This window comes from Halopseudomonas pelagia CL-AP6 (assembly GCF_000410875.1).
Classification (GTDB): Bacteria; Pseudomonadota; Gammaproteobacteria; order Pseudomonadales; family Pseudomonadaceae; genus Halopseudomonas; species Halopseudomonas pelagia.
Genome location: NZ_AROI01000009.1, coordinates 439642 through 463787 on the forward strand (window position 1 = coordinate 439642; position 24146 = coordinate 463787).

The window sequence follows — 24146 nt, forward strand, 5'->3', positions numbered from 1 at the left end:
AGTAGGGCGGAAAAGGGTGAAATCATACACCAGATTGGCGCGGCTTTACCTGCGTGCCGGGCATTGCAATGCTGATCAATGTGGATGCGAAAATCAGGCCGGCGCCGATCCAGGAGGAAATATCCGGTACTTCATCCCACAAAAACCAGGCGAATAGACCCGAGAAGACGATCGCCAGATAGCTAAGTGGCCCGATTTTGCCTGGAGGTGCCACGGTATACGCCTTGGACATGATCAGCTGGCTGACGGTGGCGATCAAGCCAATACTGACCAGCATGCCGAGCTGCTCTGCCGTCAACGGTTGCCAGGCCCACAACAGCGGTATGGAGGAAAGTAGTGTGGAAAAAAAGGCGAAATAGAACACCATGCGCGTCGCAGGCTCCGTGCTGCTCATGACGCGAATCGACACAAACGCACAGGCCGCCAGCAAACTCGCCGCGATGCCGACGACACCGATAGGATCAAACAATGCGCCGCTGGGCTTGGCGACCAGTAACACCCCGGCAAACCCGAGCAGCACCATAAACATCATGCGTGGCGTCAGCGATTCGCGCAGCCACCACCATGCCAGTAGCGGGGTAAATACCGGGGCCGCATAGGTGAAAACCATGGCATCAGCCAGGGGTAAATGAGCAATGGCATAGAAAAAACAATACATCGCTCCCAGGCCATAAAAGGTGCGCATGAAGTGCCGCCCAAGACGCTGGGTGCGGAAGGGGGCCAGGCCCTTGACCATGATCATCGGCAGGAAAAAAACGACCCCGAGCAGGTTACGAAAAAACACTACATTCTCGTTATTGACACCCACTGACACTTCGCGGATCAGGATGCCCATCAGCGCAAAGAGCAATGCCGAGGTCGCCAGCAGCAGCGCACCCTTGCGCGGCTGGTCCAGCCGGACCAACTCAACCATTGAGTACGGACCGGGTTGCATCCAGCAGTTTTTTCCGGGATATCAGCAGTTGCCAGCGGTGCCCACCCAATTGACGCCACAGGCGCGCTGAACGAATGCCGGCAAGCAGTAGGGCGCGTATGCGGTTAGCGGTATCCGGCTGTTGCAGATAGCGCATATCGCCGTGCACTTGAATCCGCATGCGCAGCGTGCTGAGCGTATCCTGATAAATGCTGCCTAAGGAGGCAGTCACATTGTCATGCAGTATGCCGAAATGCTCGACCTGGTTACTGGCTTGTTCCAGGCGCTGGCCCAGTACGCTGAGCATATCGTCGCGCTTGGCCAGTTGCCGCTCCAGCGTCAGCAGATTCATGCTGTAGCGCAGGGCATCACGCTGAAGGCTGGCGGTATCCCGTTCCAACATCGCCTGTAGCGCCTGAACGCCCTGGCGAATGGAGTAGACCGAGCCACCATAAATTTGCAGCACGTCGTCGGGTGAGCGCTCCAGGATACTGTTCAATAGGCAAGAGGCCGGAGCCTCACTCATTTGTCCTGTGCGCGCCAATTTGTCGACCAGGATCGCCGCTTGAAATATCGCACCGAGCGCTATTACTTGTTCTTCAGCCTGAGTCACGCAGGATCCTCGTCAAATGCGGGAATAGCCGTTTCAATTACGCCGCCACCCAGACAGATCTCGCCCTGGTAGAGCACGACCGATTGGCCGGGGGTAACGGCTCGCTGGGGCTGCTCGAAACGAATCAGGTAGCCTTCGGAGCTGGGTTCAATCGTACAGGTCTGATCGGACTGCCGGTAGCGTACCTTGGCCGTAAGAGGGATGGCCCGGGTCACTTCAAAGGGATTGACCCAATAGAGCGACGAGCAGGTCAAGGCACTCGCATACAGCCAAGGGTGTTCATTGCCCTGGCCCACCACCAGTACGTTGCGTGCAAGATCCTTGCGCAGTACATACCAGGGTGTGTCGCTGGCATCTTTCATGCCGCCGATCCCCAGGCCCTGACGCTGGCCGATGGTGTGGTACATCAGGCCATGATGGCGCCCGATCACCTGGCCATCGGTGGTTTCCATATCGCCAGGCTGGGCGGGTAAATATTGTTTGAGAAAGTCGCTGAAGCGCCGTTCGCCAATAAAGCAGATTCCGGTGGAATCCTTTTTCTTGGCAGTGGCCAGTTGATATTTCTCGGCGATCTGGCGAACTGCCGGCTTTTCCAGCTCGCCCACAGGAAATAGCGTGCGCGCAATCTGAGGCGCAGCCACAGCATGCAAAAAGTAGCTCTGATCTTTATTGGTATCCAGGCCGCGCAATAGCACTGTCTGGCCCTCGTGTTCGGCTCTGCGTACATAATGCCCCGTGGCTATCAGGTCAGCGCCGAGCATGAGTGCGTAATCAAGAAATGCCTTGAATTTGATCTCGCGGTTGCAGAGGATGTCCGGGTTCGGCGTGCGGCCAGCCTTGTATTCATCAAGAAAATGCTCGAACACGTTATCCCAGTATTCCGCTGCAAAGTTGGCCGTATGCAGCGTGATGCCCAGGCGGTCGCTGACAGCCTGGGCGTCGGCCAGGTCGTCCATCGCGGTGCAGTAATCAGTGCCGTCGTCCTCGTCCCAGTTCTTCATGAACAGACCTTCGACCTGATAACCCTGCTCTAGCAACAGGGCCGCCGATACGGAGGAATCAACACCGCCGGACATACCAACGATGACTCGGGTCTGGTCCGGCGCTTTGTTGTTCGAGAATGTCATGTCAGCGAATCAAATCCAGTGAATAGTGGGGTTTGCTCAGGTAGTCCTCAATGCAAGCGAGGACGAGAGGGCTGCGTAGATCCTGACGGCGTTGTTTGAGCTCATCCAGCGTCAACCATATGGCGCGGGCTATGCCATCATCCAGTTGCCGCTGTGGGTGGTGCTGTATCGCCTTTCCGGCAAAACAACTGCGCTGATAGCTGACGCCATTATCGGCCTTGAACAGGTAGATACCGACCACCGAAGACAGTTTCACGCTATAGCCAGTCTCTTCCAGCGCTTCGCGCAGGGCGGCCTGGATAAGACTTTCGTCTTCTTCCACATGACCCGCTGGCTGATTTAAAACTAGGCGGTTGTCACGGTACTCTTCCACCATCAAGAAGCGGCCTTGCTCTTCGATAATAGTGGCGACAGTGACATGGGGCAAAAAACGCATGGATGGCTCCTGGGCAGGGTGCATAGGGTAGCTCAAAGCGCCTGCCGGGTGAACTCTATCCGTCGCAATTGGCCCTATCCGCAGTGGATTTGGTGTTAAAACAGGCTAGGATTCTTTAGGGCGCTTATTTAGTGGCTGTTTTAGTAACTACCTAGTACCTATGTAGTGCCTATGTAGTGATACTACATAATGAGTTATAGACAGATTTTGAAACGAAGTTGATCGGTATAGATCTAGGCAAAACAGCCTGCAATAGATGAAAGCGCGTGACATTTTGTAGGAAAACTACAACAATACGCACACCAGCATTAACGTATTTCTGGTTACGGATTACCATCCGTAGCCATTCATGACAACGACAACGTAAACGGAGTCAATAATGGGATACCAAAAGATTCAGGTGCCGGCTAACGGCGACAAAATTACTGTAAATGCCGACCTGTCCCTCAATGTGCCGCACAACCCGATCATTCCCTATATCGAAGGTGATGGTATTGGCGTGGACATTTCGCCAGTGATGATGAAGGTGGTTGATGCAGCAGTAGAAAAAGCTTACGGCGGCAAGCGCAAGATTTCCTGGATGGAAGTGTTCGCTGGTGAAAAGGCGACCCAGGTATATGACCAGGACACCTGGCTGCCAGAAGAAACCCTGCATGCGGTCAAAGAATATGTGGTCTCCATCAAGGGCCCTCTGACTACCCCCGTCGGTGGCGGAATTCGCTCCTTGAACGTAGCCCTGCGTCAGCAGCTCGACCTTTACGTGTGCCAGCGCCCCGTGCGTTGGTTTACCGGTGTACCTAGCCCCGTCAAGAAGCCGGGTGATGTGGACATGGTGATCTTCCGTGAGAACTCCGAAGACATCTATGCCGGTGTGGAATTCAAAGCCGGCTCGCCGGAAGCGATCAAGGTGATCAAGTTCCTGCAGGAAGAAATGGGTGTTACCAAGATCCGCTTTAGCGACATGTGCGGTATTGGTGTGAAGCCAGTTTCCCTTGAAGGTACCAAGCGCCTGGTACAAAAAGCGCTGCAGTACGCCGTGGATAACGATCGCGAATCGGTCACCATCGTGCACAAGGGCAACATCATGAAGTTCACCGAAGGTGCCTTCAAGGAATGGGGCTACGAAGTTGCACGTGACGATTTCGGTGCTGAGCTGCTGGATGGCGGCCCTTGGATGCAGTTCAAGAACCCGAAGACTGGCAAAAACATTGTCGTCAAGGATGTGATCGCTGACGCTATGTTGCAGCAGATCCTGCTGCGCCCGGCTGATTATGATGTGATCGCAACTCTGAATCTGAACGGTGACTACCTGTCCGATGCGCTGGCGGCAGAAGTGGGCGGTATCGGTATCGCTCCCGGCGCTAACCTGTCGGATTCCATTGCCATGTTTGAAGCGACCCATGGCACGGCACCCAAGTATGCAGGTCAGGACAAGGTGAACCCCGGTTCGCTGATTCTGTCCGCAGAAATGATGCTGCGTCACATGGGTTGGTTGGAAGCAGCTGATCTGATCATCAAAGGGACTGAAGGCGCTATTGCCAACAAGACCGTAACCTATGACTTCGAGCGTTTGATGGAAGGTGCAAGCCTGCGCAAATGTTCCGAGTTTGGTGATGACCTGATTGCCAGCATGAGCTGAGTATCAAGCCAGAACTGACAAGGCCGGCTAATGCCGGCCTTGTTATATCTGCACATCGAGTAGGGCGCGATCAGTGGTGGCTTTCCTCTATTTCGCCCACGTTGAGGTGAACTGGCTGAGCAGCAGCTGTCTGATCGGCAGACTGGATATTCACTGCGTGCAAACCCTTGGGGCCCTGAATGATATCGAACTTGACCGCTTGCCCTGCTTTAAGCGTACGGTATCCGTCCATCTGGATAGCCGAGTAATGTGCAAAGAGGTCTTCATCCCTTCCCTCAGCCACGACGAAACCGTAGCCTTTGGCATTGTTGAACCATTTGACTTTGCCGTTTTGCATACTACATCCCTCTTAGTTTCCAACCCGGGGGTGTTCCGGTGGTTAGTAAATTAGCCCGGCATGTGCTTAAACAGATGACCGCCATGCAACGCTCGTTTACACTTTTTAACACTGAATCAAAGTAAGTCAAGTTAGCCTCTGGCAAGCTGTGCTGTAGCGCACATTTTGTCAGTTCAATCTTCTGACACCCTGAAAGCAGCGATGTTTCCCATGTTTGCACTAAAGCGTTTTCAACTAACCTTGAACCAGCGGCCTGACGAGCCCGAATTTGACGATGACGCCGGCCTGGCCGTCGAGACCAGCAAGCCGGAATTAAAGCCGCCGTCGCGTTACAAGGTCGTCATGATGAATGACGACTACACGCCGATGGATTTCGTCGTGGAAGTTCTCGAAAGCATTTTCTTTTTAAATCGGGAAGCCGCTACACAGATCATGTTAAAGGTCCATACTGAAGGAAGGGCAGTATGCGGTGTCTTTACCAGAGACATTGCGGAAACCAAGGCCGCACAGGCCAATGACTATGCCAGGGAATGCCAGCACCCGTTAATGTGTCAAATCGAACGGGAAGCGTAATCAAGCGACTCAAGTCGCACGACGAGGTGGCACCATGCTCAATAGAGATCTCGAGATCACCCTGAACCTGGCGTTCAAGGAAGCCCGCAACAAACGTCACGAATTCATGACCGTTGAACACCTTTTGCTGGCTCTGCTGGACAACCATGCAGCCATCGATGTGTTACGTGCGTGCGGTGCCGACATGGAGCGCCTGCGGCGTGAGTTGACCGAATTTATCGACTCCACAACACCGCTTATCCCCAAGCAGGATCACGAACGTGAGACGCAGCCGACGCTGGGTTTTCAGCGCGTATTGCAACGTGCGGTATTCCATGTACAGAGTTCTGGCAAGGGCGAGGTCAGCGGTGCCAACGTCCTGGTAGCCATATTTAGTGAGCAGGAAAGCCAGGCGGTGTTCTTTCTTAAGCAGCAGCAAATAGTGCGGATTGATATCGTCAACTTCATCTCCCACGGCATTTCCAAAGTAGGCGGTGATGCTGAGCAGGTGCAGCCGGATCAGGATAGCATCGACGAAGAAAGCGGCGAAGCTGTGGGGTCCACCAACCCCTTGGATGCTTATGCCAGCAATCTTAACGAGCAAGCCAGATTGGGCCGTATTGATCCGCTTGTGGGTCGCGCGCAAGAAGTCGAACGGGTGGCACAGATACTGATGCGGCGTCGCAAGAACAACCCGCTGCTGGTGGGCGAGGCTGGGGTGGGTAAAACCGCTATAGCCGAAGGCCTGGCCAAGCGCATTGTCGATGGTGAAGTCCCGGATATCCTCTCAGAAGCCGTGGTCTATTCGCTTGATCTGGGCGCACTGCTGGCAGGGACCAAATACCGCGGTGATTTCGAGAAGCGCTTCAAGGCACTGCTAAAAGCCCTGCGCAAACGCCCACATGCCATTCTATTTATCGACGAAATTCATACCATTATCGGCGCTGGTGCAGCCTCCGGCGGGGTGATGGATGCCTCCAATTTGCTCAAGCCACTGCTGACATCCGGTGAGATGCGCTGTATCGGTTCAACCACGTTTCAGGAGTTTCGTGGCATATTTGAGAAAGACCGCGCGCTGGCCAGACGTTTCCAGAAGGTCGATATTGTCGAGCCGTCAGTGGAAGACACTATCCTGATCCTCAAGGGTCTGAAAAGCCGCTTTGAGGACCACCACGGCATCGGCTATACCGATGAAGCGCTCAAGGCTGCTGCAGAGCTTGCCTCGCGCTATATCAATGATCGGCATATGCCAGATAAGGCGATTGATGTGATTGATGAGGCTGGTGCCTACCAGCGGCTCAAGCCTATCGCCGAGCGTGCACCCATTATCGATGTGGCCGAAGTTGAAGCCATTGTTGCCAAGATTGCGCGCATACCTCCCAAGCACGTATCAACCAGCGACAAAGAGTTGCTGAAGAACCTGGAACGCGATCTACGACTGGTGGTATTTGGCCAGGACGACGCGATCAATGCGCTGGCCACCGCCATCAAGCTCTCACGTGCAGGGCTGAAGTCGGCCGACAAGCCGGTCGGGTCTTTCCTGTTCTCTGGGCCGACCGGTGTCGGCAAGACCGAGGTTACTCGCCAACTGGCTAAGAGCTTGGGTGTAGAGCTGCTGCGTTTTGATATGTCCGAGTATATGGAGCGCCATACGGTGTCACGCCTGATTGGGGCGCCTCCTGGTTATGTGGGCTTTGACCAGGGCGGTCTGCTCACCGAGGCTGTGACCAAAAATCCCCATTGCGTGCTGCTGCTTGACGAGATCGAGAAGGCACATCCGGAGGTTTTCAACCTGCTGCTGCAGGTAATGGATCACGGCACCTTGACCGACAACAATGGCCGCAAGGCAGACTTTCGCAATGTGATTATTGTGCTCACCACGAACGCTGGTGCTGAATCCATGGCGCGGTCCTCGATTGGCTTTACCCAACAGGATCACAGTACCGATGCGATGGAGGTGATCAAGAAAACCTTCACCCCGGAATTCCGCAATCGCCTGGATACTATTATCCAGTTCGGCCGCCTGAGTCACGACAGCATCAAGTTTGTGGTCGACAAGTTCCTTACCGAACTGCAGGCCCAGCTCGAGGACAAACACGTGCTGTTGGATGTCGATGAGGACGCGCGGGACTGGTTAGCCGAGCACGGATACGACCCGTTGATGGGTGCACGACCAATGGCACGATTGATCCAAGAGAAACTCAAGCGTCCGCTGGCGGAACAGATTCTTTTCGGCGATCTGGCCGAACACGGGGGTACCGCGCATATCAGCCTGCGTGACAATGAGTTGGTATTGGAAGTGCTTGAGGAAGAGATGGCCTGACAGGTAGGCGCGGCAGAGCAGGGGTTGCCCGCTCTGTCGCTGTTTCAGTCAAATCAGCTGTTCAAGCATCGGCTGATCAGAGCTTGAATTGTGCCCAGACCGGTGCGTGGTCTGAGGGCTTTTCCATGCCGCGAATGTCATAGTCGATCCCGCTGCCCGTGCACTGGTCAATCAGGCCCTTGCTGGCCATCACCAGATCGATCCGCAGCCCCCGTTTTGGATTGTCTTCGAAGCCACGGCTTCGATAATCAAACCAACTGAAACAGTCATCCACATCCGGGTTCAGGTGCCTGAAGGTATCGGTCAGCCCCCATCCCTTGAGTTTGCCCATCCATTCGCGCTCCTCGGGCAGGAAGCTGCATTTGCCTGTGCGCAACCAGCGTTTGGCATTTTCAGCGCCAATACCGATATCCAGGTCCTCTGGTGAAATATTCACATCGCCCATGACCACCAGTCTTTGCTCGGGACGGTAGTCATCCTGCAGATGACGCTGAAGATCTGCGTAGAAACGTGTTTTGGCAGGGAACTTGATCGGATGGTCACGGCTCTCACCTTGTGGAAAGTAACCATTAAAAACAATCAGCGGCTCTCCACTAGCCACAGGGATGGCCGCACAGATCATGCGCTTTTGTGATTCGTCAGTATCGTTTGGCAATCCTTTGCGCACCCACAGTGGCTCGGCGCGCGTTAGCAAGGCGACACCATAATGGCCCTTTTGACCATGATAGTGCACGTGATAACCCAGAGCCTGAACATCGGCAAGTGGAAACATCAGGTCATCAACTTTAGTCTCCTGGAGACCAATAACATCAGGATCGTGTTTTTCCACGATCTGTTTAAGTTGGTGAGGTCTTGCTCTTAATCCATTGATATTAAAAGAGACGATTTTCATTTCTTGTCCTGTCTTGCGGTCATTTTCTGCCGCTGCGTCTGTAAGCAAATGTATTTTTTGCCGGACTGGCTGATGGGACATGTTAGCATTCTCAATGCCAATTTAACCCCGGAAGGATCACATGGGCCGTTTTTTTATATTGATTTGCCTGTTGTTCATTCCCGCGGCAGTCATGGCTCAATTACAGGTGATCGTAGAGCCCCGCAACAACCGGGTGAAAGACAACATCGAGGCTTTTATCGGGCCGCTGCAGGCGAACACTCGTCGGGACATGTGGCGCCTGGCACGGCATAGTAGCGACCAGGCCAATAAAGCTGCTCAGGCGCTGGGATTCTACCAAGCCCGTATTCGCCCCGACGTGACAGGCCCCCGTGATGCGCCGGTCCTGGTGCTGAACGTGACTCTCGGCGAGCCGGTACTACTCAATAAGGTGGACATTCGGGTTGAAGGGCCGGGGCAGGGCAGCGAAGCATTTCAATTGCCCTCCAGCGCAAGGTTAAGACAAGGCGCCGTTCTCAATCATGGCCACTACGAGAACTACAAAACGCTGATCACCAATCAGGCTTTGCGTTACGGCTATTTCGCTGGCCGCTTCGAGCAACAGCAATTGCGGGTTGACGTGAACAACTACCAGGCAGACATCACCCTGGTGTATCAGTCAGGAGACCGGTTCCGGCTCGGTGATGTTGCGTTCTCCGATACGCCCTTCAATGAAAATCTGTTGCAGCGGATGGTGCGTTTTCGTACCGGCGTGCCCTACGATGCGGATCTTCTGGCGGAGCTCAATCGGGATTTGCTGTCTAGCGGCTACTTCGAAACGGTTCAGGTATCTGCCCCCGCAAACAGCGCAGAAGACGGACTGATACCCGTTAGCGTAGAAATACGCGAGCGTAACAAGCATTCTTTGGGTTTTGGTGGCGGGTTCTCGACCGATGTGGGGCCGCGGGCAAAGGCCAACTGGACACAGCACTGGATCAACCCGCAGGGGCACTCCCGCGGAGCCGATCTGGAGATTTCGGCTCCGCGCCAGCAGCTTAGCGCCTGGTATCAGATCCCCCTGGACCCACCCCAAAGTCATTCTTTGCGGTTTTTTACCGGCTTTCAGGATGAAGAAATAGACGATGTTGAGACCCGCAGTCTGACCGTAGGTGCACAGCTACTGCGCACCCTGGACAGTGGCTGGGACCGGGTAATCGGGCTACGGCTGGAGCAGGAGCGCTTTTCGGTGGGCACCGAATCGGGCCGCAGTACGCTGCTGATTCCCAGCCTGTCGCTGCAGCGCACCATCAGCGACAACAGCATCGACCCGGCCAAAGGCTATAGCTTGATGCTGGAGCTGCAAGGTGCGAAGGAAGGCGTCATTGCCGATTTTGATTTTTTCAGAGCTAATGCCAGCGCGAAAGGCTTGTATACGATTTTTGAGCGGCATCGTTTTCTGTCGCGCGCCAATGTCGGCGCTATTGCCAGCGAAAGCTTCGAGAAACTGCCACCTTCGCTGCGGTTTTTCGCCGGTGGGGATCAAAGCGTGCGAGGTTATGACTTCCGCACATTGGCGCCTACCGACGACTCTGGCGAGCGAATCGGTGGCCGTTACCTGGTGGCGACCAGCCTGGAATACCAATACGAGTTTATCGACAAATGGCGTGGCGCTGCTTTCGTCGATCACGGTAACGCGATGGATTCTCTGACGGATGCGCGTGAAACCAGTCTTGGCTTGGGGGTGCGCTGGGTCTCTCCGGTAGGACCGATCCGTGTGGATCTGGCCCGGTCTATTACCGAACCCGATGAAGGTTTTCGCGTTCACTTCTCCATGGGGCCTGAACTGTGATCAGGCCCGTTCTCAAGTATCTGCTGCTGGGGTTGTTGGTTCTTCTGTGCCTGCCGGTAATCCTCGGCTTTCTGCTTGCCAGCGAGACTGTCAACCGTTGGCTTTTCCAGAAGGTAATGGACCAGGAGCCGCGTTTGCATCTGGAGCTGTCTGAAGGGCAACTGTGGCGCGGCTGGCAGTTCGAGCAGGTTGTCTGGCGTGATGAGGGTATTGAGGTGGTTATCGATCAGGTGCGCGTTGCCTGGTCGCCGGACTGCCTGTTCAAGACGCGTCTGTGCATAGATGAATTGGATATCGAGAGCATTCATATTCAGTCCAAACCCAGTGAGGACCCAGCCCCTGAGCGCCAAGCGGTGACGCTTCCGGAACTGAACCTGCCGATCGACATTCAGCTTGAGCGCATCCGTATTGGCAGCCTGTGGCTAAATAATGAACAGCCGCTGCTGACCGATATGTATCTGTCAGCTTATAGCCGCGGCGATCAATTGGTTATTCAACGCTTTACCGGCAATGGCCCTGATCTGGATTGGCAGTTGGATGGCGACCTGCGGATGACCGGTGATTGGCCGTTGCAGATTAATGCCGCAGTGACCTTGCCGCCCGTGGATGAGCGGGACTGGTCTGCTGACATTCGACTGGATGGTAGTCTGAACGATCTGGAAATCAAGGCGTTCAGCCGCGGCTATCTGGAGGGCATCTTGAGTGCCAGGGGGAACCCTCTGGAAGCGGAACTGCCCCTCATGTTGGCCTGGCAAGGCGAAGCTTTCCTGCCGCTTCAAGAGTGGCCGGAGACCTTAACTCTGAACGATCTGCGCCTACAGCTCAGCGGCAACCTGGACAGCGGTTTTGTGCTGCAAGGAAATGCCCATTTTCCCGGCTCAGGCGGGCGCATCGATCTCGACTTGGACGCTCAGGCCGGCCTGAGCGGCATCAGCGAGCTGGTGTTGCAGCTCAGCGTCGCGGCGGCTCCAGATCGGCGCTTGCGGCTCGCCGCAGATGCGAGTTGGGAAGAGCAGCTATTGGCCGACGCGACATTGGATTTGCAGCACTTCCCCTGGCAATGGTTGTACCCGCAGGACGTCGGAGCCATCCAGCTTGAGGAGTTGGCAATGACTGCCAGCCTCCGTGATCTGGAGGTCAGCAGCGAGTTGGTTGCGCGGTTATCTGGCGTGGCCGGGCAAACGGTCGAGCTGGCGATGACCGCCAATGGCAATCAAGAATCAGTGCGTATTGCCCCATTCGAGCTGCAAACCGAGGCAGGCAAAGCCTCTGGCGAAGCGGTTATCGATATGGGTGAAACTCTGGCATGGAACGTCAGCTTGCTTCTCGAAAAGCTCAATCCCGGCGTATTCGTCGCTCAGTTGCCTGGTGAACTGAACGGGCCAATTAGCAGCCAAGGGAGTCTCGGTGACAGCCTGCAAATGACCGCAGAGTGGGCGTTGGATGGATCATTGCGGGCACAGCCACTGGCTGTTTCTGGCTCCCTGGACAAACAGACTGACACCTGGCTGGTCAACGATTTACTGCTGCGCCAGGGCGAGAATCGCATTGCGGGCGGGCTGCAATGGGGCGAGCAGATTGCTGCCAAGATGGATATCAACTTGCCCCGTCTGAATACCCTATGGCCAGGATTGGCTGGCGAGATAAAAGGCGCAGTTAACGCCAGCGGCAACCCCTCTGCCCCGGTAATTGCCCTTAATCTGACCGGCCGTCGCGTTGGGCTGGAAGAGCTGAGCATCGCCGAGCTGAATTTGCAGGGCAGGGTGAGCCTGACCGACAGCCTGCCGGGTGAGCTGACACTCAGCACCACACGCATACGCAATGGTGAAACGCGACTGGGTGACCTGGAGCTGAGCTTAGGTGGCAACAAAGCCAAGCATAATCTGACACTGACGCTTGACCGGGGCATCATCGACCTGCGGGCGCAATTGACCGGCCAGTTGTCTGCGGATAACTGGCAGGGGCAACTCAACGCGGCCGAGCTTGCCTATGAAGAAATGATTTGGCGACTGGTTAATCAAGCCGCCTTTAATTATCGTCTGGAGCCTGCGAGATTGCGCATGGCAGCGCATTGCTGGCAACAGCAAGGCGCCCGCCTGTGTTTTACCGGAGAGCAGCATTTACTGCCAGATCGGCGACTTAGCCTGGCGCTGAACGACTTTGCGCTGGAGACACTCGATGGCGTATTGCCTGAGGATTTCACCTGGGACGGCATACTTAATGCTGATATCGAATTCACTCAAGCGGTGGGTGGCGAGCCCGTCGCTCGGGTAGATATTTCCAGCCTGAACGGGGTCATCAACGTCCGCAACCTCGACCAGACCTTGGCATTCCCTTATGAAAGCCTGCAGCTCAATACATTACTTGAAGCAGGTCAGGCTAATACGCGTTTGTTGCTCGCCAGTGAAGGTCTGGGGAGGCTGGACGTGCAGGCGCGTATCGATGACCCCGCCGGCGAGCGAAATCTCACTGGCGAGTACCGCATCGAACAATTGAAGCTGGATATTTTACGACCCTTCCTGACCCAGGTGGAGGAATTACGCGGTGAGGTGGGCGGGCGAGGCAGCCTGAGCGGCACCTTGGCAGAACCAAGGGTGACTGGCGACCTCCGCCTAAGAGAAGGGCATGTCAGCGGGCCCACGTTACCCATCAGCCTGGAACAGTTGAGCATTGATATTCTGGTCGCCGGCCAGCGCGCGGAGATAGACGGCAAATGGCGTAGTGGCGAGCAAGGGCAGGGCAGTTTGCGAGGTGCTGTTATCTGGGCACCTGAACTCGACCTTGATCTGACACTGCAAGGTGATGCGCTGCCCGTAACGGTAGAGCCTTACGCTGCATTGAGCGTCAGCCCGAACCTGAATATCGCTCTGGCCGACAATCGTCTTCAAGTGACGGGGCAAATAGCGATCCCCGAAGGGGATATTACGGTACGCGAGCTACCAGAGCAGGCCGTCAGACTCTCTCCTGATGTTGTCATCGTCGGTGAGGAGATGAAGGAAGAGCAAATACCCTTGGATATTCGTGCCCGCGTGCAGCTATTGATTGGTGACCAATTACGATTCTCCGGCTTTGGCCTTACCGGCCGCTTGAGCGGGCGGATTGAAGTGGAGGAGAACATGAACGCCAGCGGCAACCTGAATATTCTTGATGGCCGCTTCAACCGTTATGGCCAACGCCTAAGCCTGCGTCGCGCTCAAATCCTGTTTGCCGGTCCGATATCGCAGCCCTTTCTGGATATTGAAGCCATCCGTCGTGTGGATTACGTGGTAGCTGGTCTACGCCTTACCGGGCGAGCGGAGGCACCGCAGTCAGAAGTATTTTCCGAGCCGGGCATGGCGCAGGAACAAGCGTTGTCTTATCTGATCCTCGGCCGCCCACTTGGCGGTGACGGTGGCGATAACAATATGGTCGGGCAGGCTGCCCTGGCACTTGGGCTGGCAGGCAGTGCCCCTATTGCGGGTAATATCGCTAGCAGCTTGGGTATTGAAGGTTTTCAGCTTGAAACAGAAGGGGTGGGCGTAGGCACCCAAGTGGTGGCTGCAGGTTATATTACGGACAAAATCAGCTTGAGGTATGGTGTTAGCGTATTTGAGCCCGCTAACCAATTGGCCCTTCGTTACGATTTAACGCGAAGATTATATCTGGAGGCCGTCAGCGGCTTTGCCAGTTCGTTGGATTTCTTCTACCGTATTGATTTCTGACTGCATTATGTTGTCCCGCGCAAAGACTGCGCGTTTCCCTGCAATGATTTAAGGAGTTTCCATGTCCAGCGTTAATCTAGGCGGTAATCCCATCACCATCGGTGGCGAGCTGCCACAAAAAGGCAACAAGGCGCCGGCTTTCAAGCTTGTTGGCAAAGACTTGTCTGACGTGAGCCTTGCCAGTTTTAGCGGCAAGCGCAAGGTTCTGAACATATTCCCGAGCATCGATACGCCTACCTGTGCGACTTCCGTGCGAACCTTCAACAGTAAGGCCAGCGCTATGGATAACACCGTTGTGCTGTGCATTTCTGCCGACCTGCCATTTGCCCAGGCACGCTTTTGCGGTGCTGAAGGCTTGGATAACGTGATCAACCTGTCCACCATGCGCGGCAGCGAGTTCCTCAAGGACTACGGAGTAGCCATCGAAAGCGGTCCGCTGGCAGGCGTTACCGCACGTGCGGTAGTCGTATTGGACGAAAATGACACCGTGCTGCACAGTGAGTTGGTTGGCGAGATTGGCGATGAGCCAAATTACGACCAGGCGTTGGCAGCGCTTTCCTGATAGTCGATAGCTCAACCGACAGCAAGAAGGCGCCGGTTGGCGCCTTCTTCGTTTCCGATACTGAGTGAGTCAGAACATGCGAACCAGGCCCGATATCAGCCTTTGAGGCTAGCGGTGATCTTGGCCACATGCTCACCCTGAAAGCGGGCGATAGCCAGCTCGCGCTCGTCCGGCTGCCGCGACCCATCGCCGCCTGCCAGGGTCGTTGCGCCATAAGGCGTACCACCGCTGACCTGGGATATATCAAACAGTTCGGGAGTGCCGTAACCGATCGGCACTATGGTCATGCCGTGATGGGCCAGGCTCGTCCAGGTGGAAGTGATAGTCATTTCCTGGCCACCGCCGGTACCGGTTGATGCGAAGACACTGGCCACCTTGCCAAACAATGCACCCTTGGCCCACAGACCGCCAGTCTGATCCAGGAAGTTACGCATCTGGCCGGACATGTTACCGAAACGCGTAGGTACGCCAAAAATAATCGCGTCGTAGTCAGCCAGCTCAGCTGGCGCAGCAATGGCGGCATCCTGTTCAGCCTTGCCGCCAGCGGCCGTGAAAGCCTCGGTGTTCATGGTTTCCGGAACACGCTTGATGGCAACCTCGACCCCGGCCACTTTTGCGGCGCCGTCCGCGACGGCCTTTGCCATGGTTTCTACGTGACCGTACATGGAGTGATAAAGCACAAGTACCTTGACCATGAGTAAGACTCCTTACTATTGGGTGATGAAGGGAAAGTTGGTGCTAAGCCCAAATGAAGAGTCATCATGCATCAGATTTATGCGATAAAAAAATCAAAATACCGCGCGAACATATCGGGAAAAACGATATTTAGGATATGTCTGGCGGCATCAAAAGAGCCGGTTTCAGTTAACAGGCTGGCAGTGACCCGATCATCACACGGCACCATGACGCACAATCTCGATGCAAAAGTCTTTTTCATAGGGCGGTACGTTGCATTCGACTATGTCATTGTCAGCAACTTGCAGATGCACGCCGACAATGTCGGCGTGGATCGGCTGCTGACTGACATGCCGATCAACCAAAACGGCAGTACAAACCCTACGCGCGCCGAGTTGAGCCAGATACGCACAGGCACGTAACAGCGAATGGCCTTCAAAAAGCACATCATCGACAATTAGCACTGTGGTGTTGGCCAGACGCAAATCGCCTAAAATGGGGTTCTCAGTCAACTCTGTGAGCGTATGCAACACTTTGAGGTCGTCGGCATAGCGCTTGACCTTCAGCGGATAGAGCGGTAGTTCTGGCTTACCGGTTTGAAGCGCCAGGTATTGCTGTAAACGCTGTGCCAGAGGTTCGCCGCGGCGTTGGACGCCAATTAGCGCCACGTGCTCGGACGGCAAAAGCGCGGCGGCCTGGCGCGCCATGGCTTGCAGCACCTGGTCGAGTTCATCACTGTCGTACAGGCGCAACCGCTGACTTTGGAGCCGTATCGGCATAGATATCTCCCATTGATGCTGGAGAGCAATGTCGGGCATAACATCAACAGGTCACCGGCGAGTATTAAACTCTTTAGCCTGACGCTTTAGCCCTGCCCACCTAGCCCAACATACCCAGTTAGTGCCCGGCCTGATTGATATTGATCAACTGCAGTAGCGGAAATCACCAAGGTGTGCGTGGTTAACACGCTCGGCGCAGGGTTTATCCATGCATTTGACATAAATCAACGCCAAATAATGCCAATGGAGCAGTCTGAAAGAGCGCTGACAGCCAGCAATCTTTCCGGAGGCAGAACATGAGCCAGTATCAACGCCTGTTACTTATCATCAACCCGCTTTTGCGCGACTCCCACGCAATACATCATGCTGCAGCCCTGGCCAAGGTGAGCGGAGCAAGCTTGCATATTGCCGCCTTGATGAAACCGTTGGGGGTTCTCTCCGTGCTGAACCCGGCTGATCGGGGAAAGGCCCTCGATAGTTACTGGCAGGAGCATCGAGATTGGTTAAACAATCTGGTTAAAACGATCCGTATTCAAGGCTTGGAGGTGACGGCGGAAGTGTCGTGGGCCGATGATCTGCAGCAGGAGATCCTTGATCACGTTGCGGAGCTGCATCCTGATCTGCTGATCAAGCAAGTTCAGCATGAGTCAGCGTTAAAGCGCGCCTTTTTTACGCCACTGGATTGGCAACTGTTACGCCGCTGCCCGGTACCGGTCTATATGGTCGGCGCCAGTGGCCATGCCCTGCCACGCAAGGTCCTGGCGGCGGTTGATGTGTCGGATACCGGACCTTATAGTTGCAAACTTAATGACCGTATCATCCAGCAGGCCTCCAGCCTGGCCTTGCAGTGTGATGCCGAATTGCACTTGCTGCATGTTTGCAATACGTCGGCCGCCTATCTGGCCGATATCGATGGACAAACACTCTCCGCATTGACTGAGCAGGTGCGCAAAGAGAGGGGGAAATCGTTTCTTGAGCTAGCCGGTCGGTTCGGTGTGTCCTCTGATCGCCGGCACTTCGTCACAGGGCATCCCGTTTCGGCACTCAGCGAGTTCGCCGAAGAGCACGACGTGGATGTGATCGTGATGGGCAGGGTGCAATACCATGGTGTGGAAAAGTTTCTTGGCAGTACCATCGAACACACTCTGTACCAGGTGCCTTGCAATGTACTGGCAGTTCAGTTCGAGGAGGGATAAATGGATCGCAACCCGTCAACGTACACTATGTTGCGCGACCGGGTTGATGCCGGTCAACGCTTGGTAGAACCGCTACAAAAGTACGCCAATAGATCGGAGGTGATTGTCCTGGCGCTGCCCCGGGGCGGGGTTCCGGTAGCCTATGAGGTAGCGACTGCACTGGATGTGCGTTTGGATCTGATGCTGGTACGCAAGCTTGGCGTGCCGGGCCACGAAGAGTTTGCTATGGGCGCCATTGCTAGTGGGGGCATACAAGTCTGCAATGACGAGGTGTTACGTGCTCACCCGATTGATAAGGCCACATTCGACAGTGTGGTGGCACGAGAGACACGAGAACTACAGCGGCGTGAGCAGGTGTACCGGGGAAGCCGCGGGCCCTTAATGCTTAAGGATCAGGTGGTGATACTGGTAGACGACGGCCTCGCAACAGGCGCCTCGATGATGGCTGCAATTCGGGCGGTGCGCGAGTACTCACCGTCGCGCATTGTCGTAGCCGTTCCGGTGGCAGCACGCGACACGATGGAGCAATTGCAGTTCGAAGTTGATGAGATAATCTGCCCGCTGGCTCCGCAGTGGTTGATGTCGATTGGTTACTGGTACGAGAATTTTTCCCAGACCTCGGATGGACAGGTCATCGATCTATTGCAGCGGGCCTGGCAGCGAGAAGCCCGCAGCCGGGATAAGGATGACTGAAGCCCACTTGGCTTGCCTCACAGACCAAACGGAAAGGTATCGTCTTCTGATTCCAGCTTCCTGAGATGTGGCGCTTGCACACTGAGGGCACCAGACTGCGGACATACCGGTCAACGTGCCCTGCATCAGGCCAGTCAGCTTCAACCGCGACAATAATGAATCCGTGCTGTTCGATCAGTCTTTGGGTGATCGCTACCTGAGTCCGATAAAAGTCGCTGGTACCGTGACTAGCTTCCCCAATCACGACCACTTGAGCATCTGCGTAGCGGTCGAACATTTCACCAAATGCTGGTGAATTGAGTTTTGGCAGAGGCTCAGCGAACTGCCTTAGCAGTGCATCGATGGAAGCCACGTGAGCAGGTGTGTGCATAAGCATCATCCGATTCTGAGCAATGGACACACCTACATTTCTAGCCAACGGCGATGACGCTCGATATAGCTCAGGCGTATCTGCTCCAGTGCGGGAAAGTTAACCAGCCGCGGGGTGGCCAGGCTTTCCAGGTAATCAAACGCGACCCTATGCAGGGTCTCGTCCAGCGCCCTGGCCATCGCTGTGGCTCGATCGAAAGCGCAACTGCAGTCCATTAAGGGCGAGGCAACCAACAAGAAACGCGACTGTGCCGACATGACAAACCTCCAATAGAGAATCGTTCAAGTGCACCAAGCAATGGCAGCGGTACAAGGGGCGTGAAATTCAGCTTCCTATTGTGCTAGCAACCGGGAAGGAGGGCTTGATATTTGTCAAAGAGAAAGGCGAGTGCGCCACACCTCCATCACGGTAAGAATGGCGACTATCAGGGTGGCTGGGTATTAGCCGAGCCGCAGGCGATGACAGCCTGCAACTAATTGGTTAAGCCCTTTCAGGTTATGAATTTCAACGTCTCGGCCTGATATTTCAACCAGTCCACGATCCCGCAGGTGCGCAATGCTGCGGCAAATGGTTTCCAAGCGCAGCCCCAGGTAGGAGCCGATTTCTTCCCTACGCATTTTCAATAAGAAATGAGTGGGCGAGTAACCACGCATGCTCAAGCGTTGCGATAGGTTCAGCAGGAAGGCCGCCAGGCGTTCTTCCGAGTTCATGTTACCCAGCGTCATCAGCATGTCGTGATCGCGAACGATCTCCCTGCTGAGTATTTTGTTCAAATTATGCTGCAATGATGGTAACTCCCCAGCGAGCTTCTCCAGGTGCGCGAAATGGATCGGGCACACCTCGCTGTCCTCCAGGGCAAAGGCATTGCAGCCATGGATTTCGGTGCTGATGGCGTCAAGACCGAGCAGCTCGCCAGGCATCTGGAACCCGGTAACCTGTTCACGACCATTGACTGAGATCACATTGGTTTTGAATGAGCCGATACGGACCGCGTACAGCGAGCGCAACGGATCGCCCGTGCGGTAAAGGGCGAGGTTTTTTTTCACCTTGAAACGTTGCACGATCAGTTTGTCCAGCTGCTGGATTTCCGGACCGGTCAGACCGAATGGCAGGCATAACTCCGAGACGCTGCAGTTGGAACAGGCAGTCCTGAGATGTTGGCTCTGATACAATCCTGTATACGACATGCCACGCGCCCTGTTGGTTGATTACTTTCCTAGTCCACAACCGATCGACCACAATTGTTCATGTTAGTGCCAACGAGCCGACAAAAAGCCGCAGACACGCCTAAAGACCTGGTCAATGAATTTGCAGAGCTCTAAAGCCAGTGAGGGCAGGGGGCTTATCCTGTCAATCCACGTATCAATCAGCCTTGATGTACAGTTTGTTTTCTCAGTGTAGCTCATGGGGGAGTAGGGGCGGAAAAGACCTGGATTACGCTGAGCCCCGCCAAAGTGGGTCAGGTTGTATTATTTGACAAAAATCAGAGCGCAAGCGCGAGGGGCATGGATACTTATCGTGTTTACAGCAAGACAGGTCAGCATTGTCAGGCCGAGGCTAGTGAGATGTCGAAATTCAACCGCCTTCTATTAATCGCTCCCATCGAGATGACCCGTACCCCAGCCTTTGATCGGGCGGATGCACTGGCCAGCGCTACCGGTGCGATGTTGCACATCATGGCATTAGATAATACCCACACGCAGGCGGGATCCGAACGGTTTCGCAGCGAGGCGCAGACTCAAGCGCAGCCGCGTTCGTCCCCATTCGTGCAATTGCACAGGCACTGGCTGGAGCAGCAAGCGCGGCATCAACAAGGCTTCGGGTTACAGCCTACGGTGGAAGTGATAGAACCCAGATCTACCCTAGATTGTGTGCCCAAGCGCGTGCGTGATTTTCCTGCCGACATGGTGATTAAGGACAGTCAATATGTTCCTGCGCCCGAGCGCGACTTCCATCTCACCTTAGACTGGCTGTTATTGCGCGACTGTCCCGCTCACTTGCATCTAGTTACCGATGGCAAAAACCCGAAACCGCTGAAGATCCTCGCGGCTATTGATCTGTCTCACCTGGAAGAGCTTTCTCAAGGGTTGAATGATCGAATTCTTGATGTGGCTTCGACGCTGGCGGCCAGCTGTGGCGCAGCATTGCACCTGCTCAACGTCAGCGCCTGGGCCGTATTGGGCGGTAACGGAACGAGTGTGCCAACATCGACACTACAGACCAGTTTGAGAGACGCGGTCAATGACGTACAGGACGAGGCGCTCGGTGTGCTTGCCGAACGCTATGAAATCGAGAAAAAGCGTCGACATCACCTGGTCGGCGTTCCGCACCAGGTGCTAATCCATTTCGCACGACAGCAGGCTTTCGACATATTGGTGTTGGGCACGGCTTACCAGCATGCGGCCGGCAGGTACCTTGGTAGTACCACCGAGCAGGTGTTGAATCAAGCGCCTTGCAGTCTGATTATCGTCAAGCCACTCCCCTAAAGCCCCGGCCGGTTATCGGCCTGGGGCAGGGTGGCGGGCCATCAATCAGCTTTGATTGGTACAACTTTATCCGCTTTCATGGCCTCGGGTTTTTTCGGCAACGAGATGCTGAGCACGCCATTGCTGAAGCCAGCTTCAATCTTCTCTGCGTCGACCCCTTTAGGCAGGGTGAATACCCGCTCGAAGGAACCATAGTGACGCTCGCTCAGGAAATAGCCTTTTCTTTTTTCCTCCTTGTCTTCCTTCTTTTCGGCCTTGATGATCAGGCTGCCGTTGGACAGTTTGACCTCGATGTTCTTTTTCTCGATACCGGGCAGTTCGGCCGTAATTTCGTAGCCTTTGTCTTTTTCGGCGATATCCACGGCAGGCATGCCGCGACTCTTCAGCTCCCGGCCCCACAGTGGCTCAACATCGAACAGCCCTCGGCTGAAGGGTGAAAGCCCTGAGCCGCGATTGAACTCATCGAACAGGTGATCGACCTGTTGCCGCAATTTTTCAAAGGGACGCCAAATGTCAGCGACGGCCGGATGCTGGTTGGTTTTCTCTTCGGTAGTTACCGACACTTTTTTCTCAGAGTTGCTCATCTCATTACTCCTCCTAGGTAGAGTGCAAACTACGAACGCACACCATCAACGATTCGATGGTGCGAAGGTTGACTGTTACTTTGTACGGGAGCGACCACGCAGGTTGTTTGATTTAGATCAGAAACAGAGCACATGCGGTTGGATGTTGTCTGGCACATAAGTTCGCATAATCTATATTATGTTAAATAGGATGGATGTTTACAGTATAGCCTGCCCTGACATGGCAGCTTTGGGAACATGGCTGACGCGACACCAACTAGCCTGCAACAACAGGTTGCTTGACTTTGATCAATGCGATAACGGTAGCCCAAGTTAGTTTAGATCCTGAGCGGTATACACCCACGAGGACTTACAGATGAAAAAGATGACCCTGACTCTTGCTTTCGGTGCGCTGCTGCTGTCTAGCGTAGCCTTGGCACAACCGGCCGAAGACAACAACGAGCCCGTCTACGGTTCGCAGATCATGACCCAGCAGGAACGCACGGAGTTTCGCAGCCGCATGCGCCAGGCGACCACCCAGCAGGAGCGAGAGCAAATACGCAGTCAGCATCATGAACAGATGCGTGAGCGAGCTCTCGAACGAGGCATCACCCTGCCGGAAGAACTGCCTGCGCGCGGCGGCATGGGGCAAGGCCAGGGAGGTGGCATGGGCCAAGGAAGCGGGATGGGCCAAGGAGGTATGCCAGGCGATGGTAAGGGCAGCAACCGCTGATCAATGAACTTGGCTTTAGGCTGACTAGAAACCATGACCTTAGAATCACCTAGTCAGCCCCGCCTGCCATGCACACTGAAAACAAATGGCATTAATTGATCACTAATTGACGTGATATGGCAGTCGCAGTGCAGAATTAAACAGGCAGTCTACAGGTGTGCAGAAAGCTCACCTGAAGAGAATAATAAAATGCCTGCAGAACACCTAGACGTTATCGTTATCGGCGCTGGCCTTTCCGGCATCGGCATGGCCTGCCATATGTCCCAAACTTGTCCTGACCACAGCTTCGCTATTCTTGAACGGCGTGACGCCATTGGCGGGACCTGGGATCTGTTCCGTTACCCCGGTGTGCGCTCTGACTCCGACATGTTCAGCTTCGGTTACCAGTTCCGGCCCTGGAACGATCTGCAGGTACTGGCTGATGGCGAGTCCATTCGGCGTTACATCAGTGATACCGCTGCCGAGTACCGGATCAACGAGAAGATTCGCTTCGGTTTGGACATTACCCAGGCCAATTGGTCGAGTACAGACAAACGCTGGACGCTGACAGCTACGCAGCTCAGTTCAGGCGAGACTCGGCAGTTTACTTGCCGGTTCCTGATCAGCTGTACAGGGTACTATAGCTATCATCAGGGTTACTTGCCGGAGTTCCCCGGCGCAGAACGGTTCAAGGGGCGCTGTATTCATCCGCAATCCTGGCCTGAAAACCTGGATTACCGTGGCAAAAAAGTGGTGATCATCGGCAGCGGTGCAACGGCTATTTCCCTGGTGCCGGCGATGGCCGATACGGCGGCGCATGTCACCATGGTCCAGCGCTCACCCTCCTACATTTTCTCGGTGCCTTCTCGTGACGCACTGGCCGGATTTCTGAAGAAACTAATGCCGGACAGCTGGGTCTATCACCTCACACGGCAGCGCAATATTCGCATCCAACGCTGGATGTACCGCGCGGCAAAACGCTGGCCCAATCGCACGCGTGATTTTCTGCTCAAGCAAGTACGTAAACAGCTGAACAATCCAGATGATATGCGTCACTTTACCCCGGACTACATGCCCTGGGACCAGCGCCTGTGTGCGGTTCCGGATGCGGATTTGTTCCATGCCATCAATGCGGGAAAGGCCTCGGTAGAAACCGATCAGATCGAGACTTTTACCGAGAAAGGTCTGCTATTGCGCTCGGGAAAGGAAATAGAAGCGGACATCATCGTCACCGCTACCGGCCTGCAGGTACAAGTGCTAGGTGGCATGCAACTGGCGCTGGATGGAACACCTTTTGCCATACAGAAACAGATGACCTACAAAGCAGTGATGGTGCAGAACCTGCCGAACTTGGGCTGGATTCTCGGCTATACCAACGCCTCCTGGACGCTCAAGGCGGACATTGCAGCGCAGTATCTATGCCGCCTGCTAAAACACATGGATCAGCACAACTATCAGGTAGCCGTTCCCCTTGGCGACGATGAGAGTGCGCTGCCCTCCTCTATTATGGGCTCGCTGGAGGCTGGATATGTGCAACGAGCCAACAGCGTTTTGCCGCGCCAGGGCAAGACCCGCCCTTGGCAGGTGTTGAACGATTACCTCAAGGATTCACAAATGCTGAAGGAAAGCCTGGAGGACGGCATTCTGGCGTTCGACCCGCCTGACCTTGCGGCCAAGCCAGCTAATACCAAGCAGACCGCACCCGTAGCGGCCTAACATCACTCTCCCCCTCACACCCAATCATAGGCA

21 protein-coding genes and 2 pseudogenes are annotated in these 24146 nt (G+C 55.0%); 11 read left to right on the forward strand and 12 right to left on the reverse strand.

Annotation, left to right across the window (positions count from 1 at the left end):
- Positions 1 to 22 precede the first annotated feature (22 nt).
- From K787_RS0109565 to K787_RS0109580, 4 genes are read right to left on the reverse strand one after another with little or no spacing between them, the layout of a single operon-like run.
- The gene (locus tag K787_RS0109565) at positions 23 to 913 is read right to left on the reverse strand and encodes a DMT family transporter (protein ID WP_022962581.1); all 891 of its coding nucleotides are present in this window, start codon (positions 911 to 913) and stop codon (positions 23 to 25) included.
- On the reverse strand, positions 906 to 1526 hold the full coding sequence (gene hflD / locus K787_RS0109570; RefSeq protein ID WP_022962582.1) for a high frequency lysogenization protein HflD: 621 nt from the start codon (positions 1524 to 1526) through the stop codon (positions 906 to 908). Before hflD ends, K787_RS0109565 begins: the two co-directional genes overlap by 8 nt.
- Complete coding sequence (mnmA, locus tag K787_RS0109575) at positions 1523 to 2653, reverse strand: tRNA 2-thiouridine(34) synthase MnmA (RefSeq protein ID WP_022962583.1); 1131 nt, start codon at positions 2651 to 2653, stop codon at positions 1523 to 1525. Before mnmA ends, hflD begins: the two co-directional genes overlap by 4 nt.
- Position 2654: 1 nt before the next feature.
- On the reverse strand, positions 2655 to 3089 hold the full coding sequence (locus tag K787_RS0109580; RefSeq protein ID WP_022962584.1) for an NUDIX hydrolase: 435 nt from the start codon (positions 3087 to 3089) through the stop codon (positions 2655 to 2657).
- A 379-nt stretch (positions 3090 to 3468) separates the two neighbouring features.
- Here K787_RS0109580 and icd point away from each other — a divergent pair, with 379 nt between their 5' ends.
- Positions 3469 to 4728, forward strand: coding sequence for an NADP-dependent isocitrate dehydrogenase (gene icd, locus K787_RS0109585; RefSeq protein ID WP_022962585.1), 1260 nt, complete (start codon positions 3469 to 3471; stop codon positions 4726 to 4728).
- Between the two features lie 70 nt (positions 4729 to 4798).
- On the opposite strand, the gene cspD is transcribed toward icd, so the two are convergent.
- Positions 4799 to 5065, reverse strand: a complete 267-nt coding sequence (gene cspD / locus K787_RS0109590) for a cold shock domain-containing protein CspD (protein ID WP_022962586.1) — start codon at positions 5063 to 5065, stop codon at positions 4799 to 4801.
- A gap of 210 nt (positions 5066 to 5275) precedes the next feature.
- Between cspD and clpS the strand changes: the two genes are divergently transcribed.
- Together clpS and clpA are read left to right on the forward strand one after the other, a co-directional pair.
- Positions 5276 to 5638 carry an ATP-dependent Clp protease adapter ClpS gene (gene clpS, locus K787_RS0109595; protein WP_022962587.1) on the forward strand — a complete coding sequence of 121 codons (363 nt, stop codon included), beginning with the start codon at positions 5276 to 5278 and terminating at the stop codon, positions 5636 to 5638.
- Between the two features lie 34 nt (positions 5639 to 5672).
- Positions 5673 to 7940, forward strand: coding sequence for an ATP-dependent Clp protease ATP-binding subunit ClpA (gene clpA, locus K787_RS0109600; protein WP_022962588.1), 2268 nt, complete (start codon positions 5673 to 5675; stop codon positions 7938 to 7940).
- 76 nt (positions 7941 to 8016) lie between these two features.
- Here the strand turns inward: clpA and xthA are convergent, their stop codons facing one another.
- Positions 8017 to 8832 carry an exodeoxyribonuclease III gene (gene xthA / locus K787_RS0109605; protein ID WP_022962589.1) on the reverse strand — a complete coding sequence of 272 codons (816 nt, stop codon included), beginning with the start codon at positions 8830 to 8832 and terminating at the stop codon, positions 8017 to 8019.
- 121 nt (positions 8833 to 8953) lie between these two features.
- On the opposite strand from xthA, the gene K787_RS0109610 reads away from it, so the two are divergent.
- The 3 genes from K787_RS0109610 (at position 8954) to tpx (ending at position 14923) form a co-directional block, all read left to right on the forward strand.
- Entirely contained in the window at positions 8954 to 10660 is a 1707-nt protein-coding gene (locus tag K787_RS0109610; protein ID WP_022962590.1) for an autotransporter assembly complex protein TamA, read from the forward strand.
- The gene (locus K787_RS0109615; protein ID WP_022962591.1) at positions 10657 to 14361 is read left to right on the forward strand and encodes a translocation/assembly module TamB domain-containing protein; all 3705 of its coding nucleotides are present in this window, start codon (positions 10657 to 10659) and stop codon (positions 14359 to 14361) included. Before K787_RS0109610 ends, K787_RS0109615 begins: the two co-directional genes overlap by 4 nt.
- Before the next feature lie 61 nt (positions 14362 to 14422).
- On the forward strand, positions 14423 to 14923 hold the full coding sequence (gene tpx / locus K787_RS0109620; RefSeq protein WP_022962592.1) for a thiol peroxidase: 501 nt from the start codon (positions 14423 to 14425) through the stop codon (positions 14921 to 14923).
- 95 nt (positions 14924 to 15018) lie between these two features.
- On the opposite strand, the gene wrbA is transcribed toward tpx, so the two are convergent.
- A complete protein-coding gene (gene wrbA, locus K787_RS0109625) occupies positions 15019 to 15618 on the reverse strand; it encodes an NAD(P)H:quinone oxidoreductase (RefSeq protein ID WP_022962593.1) in 600 nt (199 codons plus the stop codon).
- 195 nt (positions 15619 to 15813) lie between these two features.
- Entirely contained in the window at positions 15814 to 16377 is a 564-nt protein-coding gene (locus K787_RS0109635) for a bifunctional pyr operon transcriptional regulator/uracil phosphoribosyltransferase PyrR (RefSeq protein ID WP_022962595.1), read from the reverse strand.
- Between the two features lie 296 nt (positions 16378 to 16673).
- Between K787_RS0109635 and K787_RS0109640 the strand changes: the two genes are divergently transcribed.
- The gene (locus K787_RS0109640; protein ID WP_022962596.1) at positions 16674 to 17573 is read left to right on the forward strand and encodes a universal stress protein; all 900 of its coding nucleotides are present in this window, start codon (positions 16674 to 16676) and stop codon (positions 17571 to 17573) included.
- Positions 17574 to 18266 (forward strand): phosphoribosyltransferase, encoded by a 693-nt coding sequence (locus K787_RS0109645; protein WP_022962597.1) that lies wholly within the window; start codon positions 17574 to 17576, stop codon positions 18264 to 18266.
- A 64-nt stretch (positions 18267 to 18330) separates the two neighbouring features.
- Here K787_RS0109645 and K787_RS24680 read toward each other — a convergent pair.
- From K787_RS24680 to fnr, 3 genes and pseudogenes are all read right to left on the reverse strand, one after another.
- A pseudogene (locus K787_RS24680) lies at positions 18331 to 18645 on the reverse strand (erythromycin esterase family protein); the annotation flags it as partial.
- Positions 18646 to 18674: 29 nt separating this feature from the next.
- Positions 18675 to 18893, reverse strand: a pseudogene (locus K787_RS0109650) (universal stress protein); the annotation flags it as partial.
- A 183-nt stretch (positions 18894 to 19076) separates the two neighbouring features.
- A complete protein-coding gene (fnr, locus tag K787_RS0109655) occupies positions 19077 to 19823 on the reverse strand; it encodes a fumarate/nitrate reduction transcriptional regulator Fnr (RefSeq protein WP_022962599.1) in 747 nt (248 codons plus the stop codon).
- Positions 19824 to 20201: 378 nt separating this feature from the next.
- Here fnr and K787_RS0109660 point away from each other — a divergent pair, with 378 nt between their 5' ends.
- Positions 20202 to 21122: a universal stress protein gene (locus tag K787_RS0109660; RefSeq protein WP_028614791.1), complete on the forward strand. Its 921-nt coding sequence runs from the start codon at positions 20202 to 20204 to the stop codon at positions 21120 to 21122.
- 41 nt (positions 21123 to 21163) lie between these two features.
- On the opposite strand, the gene K787_RS0109665 is transcribed toward K787_RS0109660, so the two are convergent.
- Entirely contained in the window at positions 21164 to 21706 is a 543-nt protein-coding gene (locus K787_RS0109665) for an Hsp20/alpha crystallin family protein (protein ID WP_022962601.1), read from the reverse strand.
- Between the two features lie 355 nt (positions 21707 to 22061).
- Between K787_RS0109665 and K787_RS0109670 the strand changes: the two genes are divergently transcribed.
- Positions 22062 to 22418 carry a hypothetical protein gene (locus K787_RS0109670; RefSeq protein ID WP_022962602.1) on the forward strand — a complete coding sequence of 119 codons (357 nt, stop codon included), beginning with the start codon at positions 22062 to 22064 and terminating at the stop codon, positions 22416 to 22418.
- A 189-nt stretch (positions 22419 to 22607) separates the two neighbouring features.
- Positions 22608 to 24113: a flavin-containing monooxygenase gene (locus K787_RS0109675; protein ID WP_022962603.1), complete on the forward strand. Its 1506-nt coding sequence runs from the start codon at positions 22608 to 22610 to the stop codon at positions 24111 to 24113.
- Positions 24114 to 24146 lie beyond the last annotated feature (33 nt).

Coding starts and splice junctions, on each gene's coding strand:
- K787_RS0109565 (WP_022962581.1), bottom strand. CDS start 913: ATGGTTGAGTTGGTCCGGCTGGACCAGCCGCGCAAGGGTGCGCTGCTG.
- mnmA (WP_022962583.1), bottom strand. CDS start 2,653: ATGACATTCTCGAACAACAAAGCGCCGGACCAGACCCGAGTCATCGTT.
- K787_RS0109580 (WP_022962584.1), bottom strand. CDS start 3,089: ATGCGTTTTTTGCCCCATGTCACTGTCGCCACTATTATCGAAGAGCAA.
- icd (WP_022962585.1), top strand. CDS start 3,469: ATGGGATACCAAAAGATTCAGGTGCCGGCTAACGGCGACAAAATTACT.
- cspD (WP_022962586.1), bottom strand. CDS start 5,065: ATGCAAAACGGCAAAGTCAAATGGTTCAACAATGCCAAAGGCTACGGT.
- clpS (WP_022962587.1), top strand. CDS start 5,276: ATGTTTGCACTAAAGCGTTTTCAACTAACCTTGAACCAGCGGCCTGAC.
- clpA (WP_022962588.1), top strand. CDS start 5,673: ATGCTCAATAGAGATCTCGAGATCACCCTGAACCTGGCGTTCAAGGAA.
- xthA (WP_022962589.1), bottom strand. CDS start 8,832: ATGAAAATCGTCTCTTTTAATATCAATGGATTAAGAGCAAGACCTCAC.
- K787_RS0109610 (WP_022962590.1), top strand. CDS start 8,954: ATGGGCCGTTTTTTTATATTGATTTGCCTGTTGTTCATTCCCGCGGCA.
- tpx (WP_022962592.1), top strand. CDS start 14,423: ATGTCCAGCGTTAATCTAGGCGGTAATCCCATCACCATCGGTGGCGAG.
- wrbA (WP_022962593.1), bottom strand. CDS start 15,618: ATGGTCAAGGTACTTGTGCTTTATCACTCCATGTACGGTCACGTAGAA.
- K787_RS0109635 (WP_022962595.1), bottom strand. CDS start 16,377: ATGCCGATACGGCTCCAAAGTCAGCGGTTGCGCCTGTACGACAGTGAT.
- K787_RS0109640 (WP_022962596.1), top strand. CDS start 16,674: ATGAGCCAGTATCAACGCCTGTTACTTATCATCAACCCGCTTTTGCGC.
- K787_RS0109645 (WP_022962597.1), top strand. CDS start 17,574: ATGGATCGCAACCCGTCAACGTACACTATGTTGCGCGACCGGGTTGAT.
- fnr (WP_022962599.1), bottom strand. CDS start 19,823: ATGTCGTATACAGGATTGTATCAGAGCCAACATCTCAGGACTGCCTGT.
- K787_RS0109660 (WP_028614791.1), top strand. CDS start 20,202: ATGTCGAAATTCAACCGCCTTCTATTAATCGCTCCCATCGAGATGACC.
- K787_RS0109665 (WP_022962601.1), bottom strand. CDS start 21,706: ATGAGCAACTCTGAGAAAAAAGTGTCGGTAACTACCGAAGAGAAAACC.
- K787_RS0109670 (WP_022962602.1), top strand. CDS start 22,062: ATGAAAAAGATGACCCTGACTCTTGCTTTCGGTGCGCTGCTGCTGTCT.
- K787_RS0109675 (WP_022962603.1), top strand. CDS start 22,608: ATGCCTGCAGAACACCTAGACGTTATCGTTATCGGCGCTGGCCTTTCC.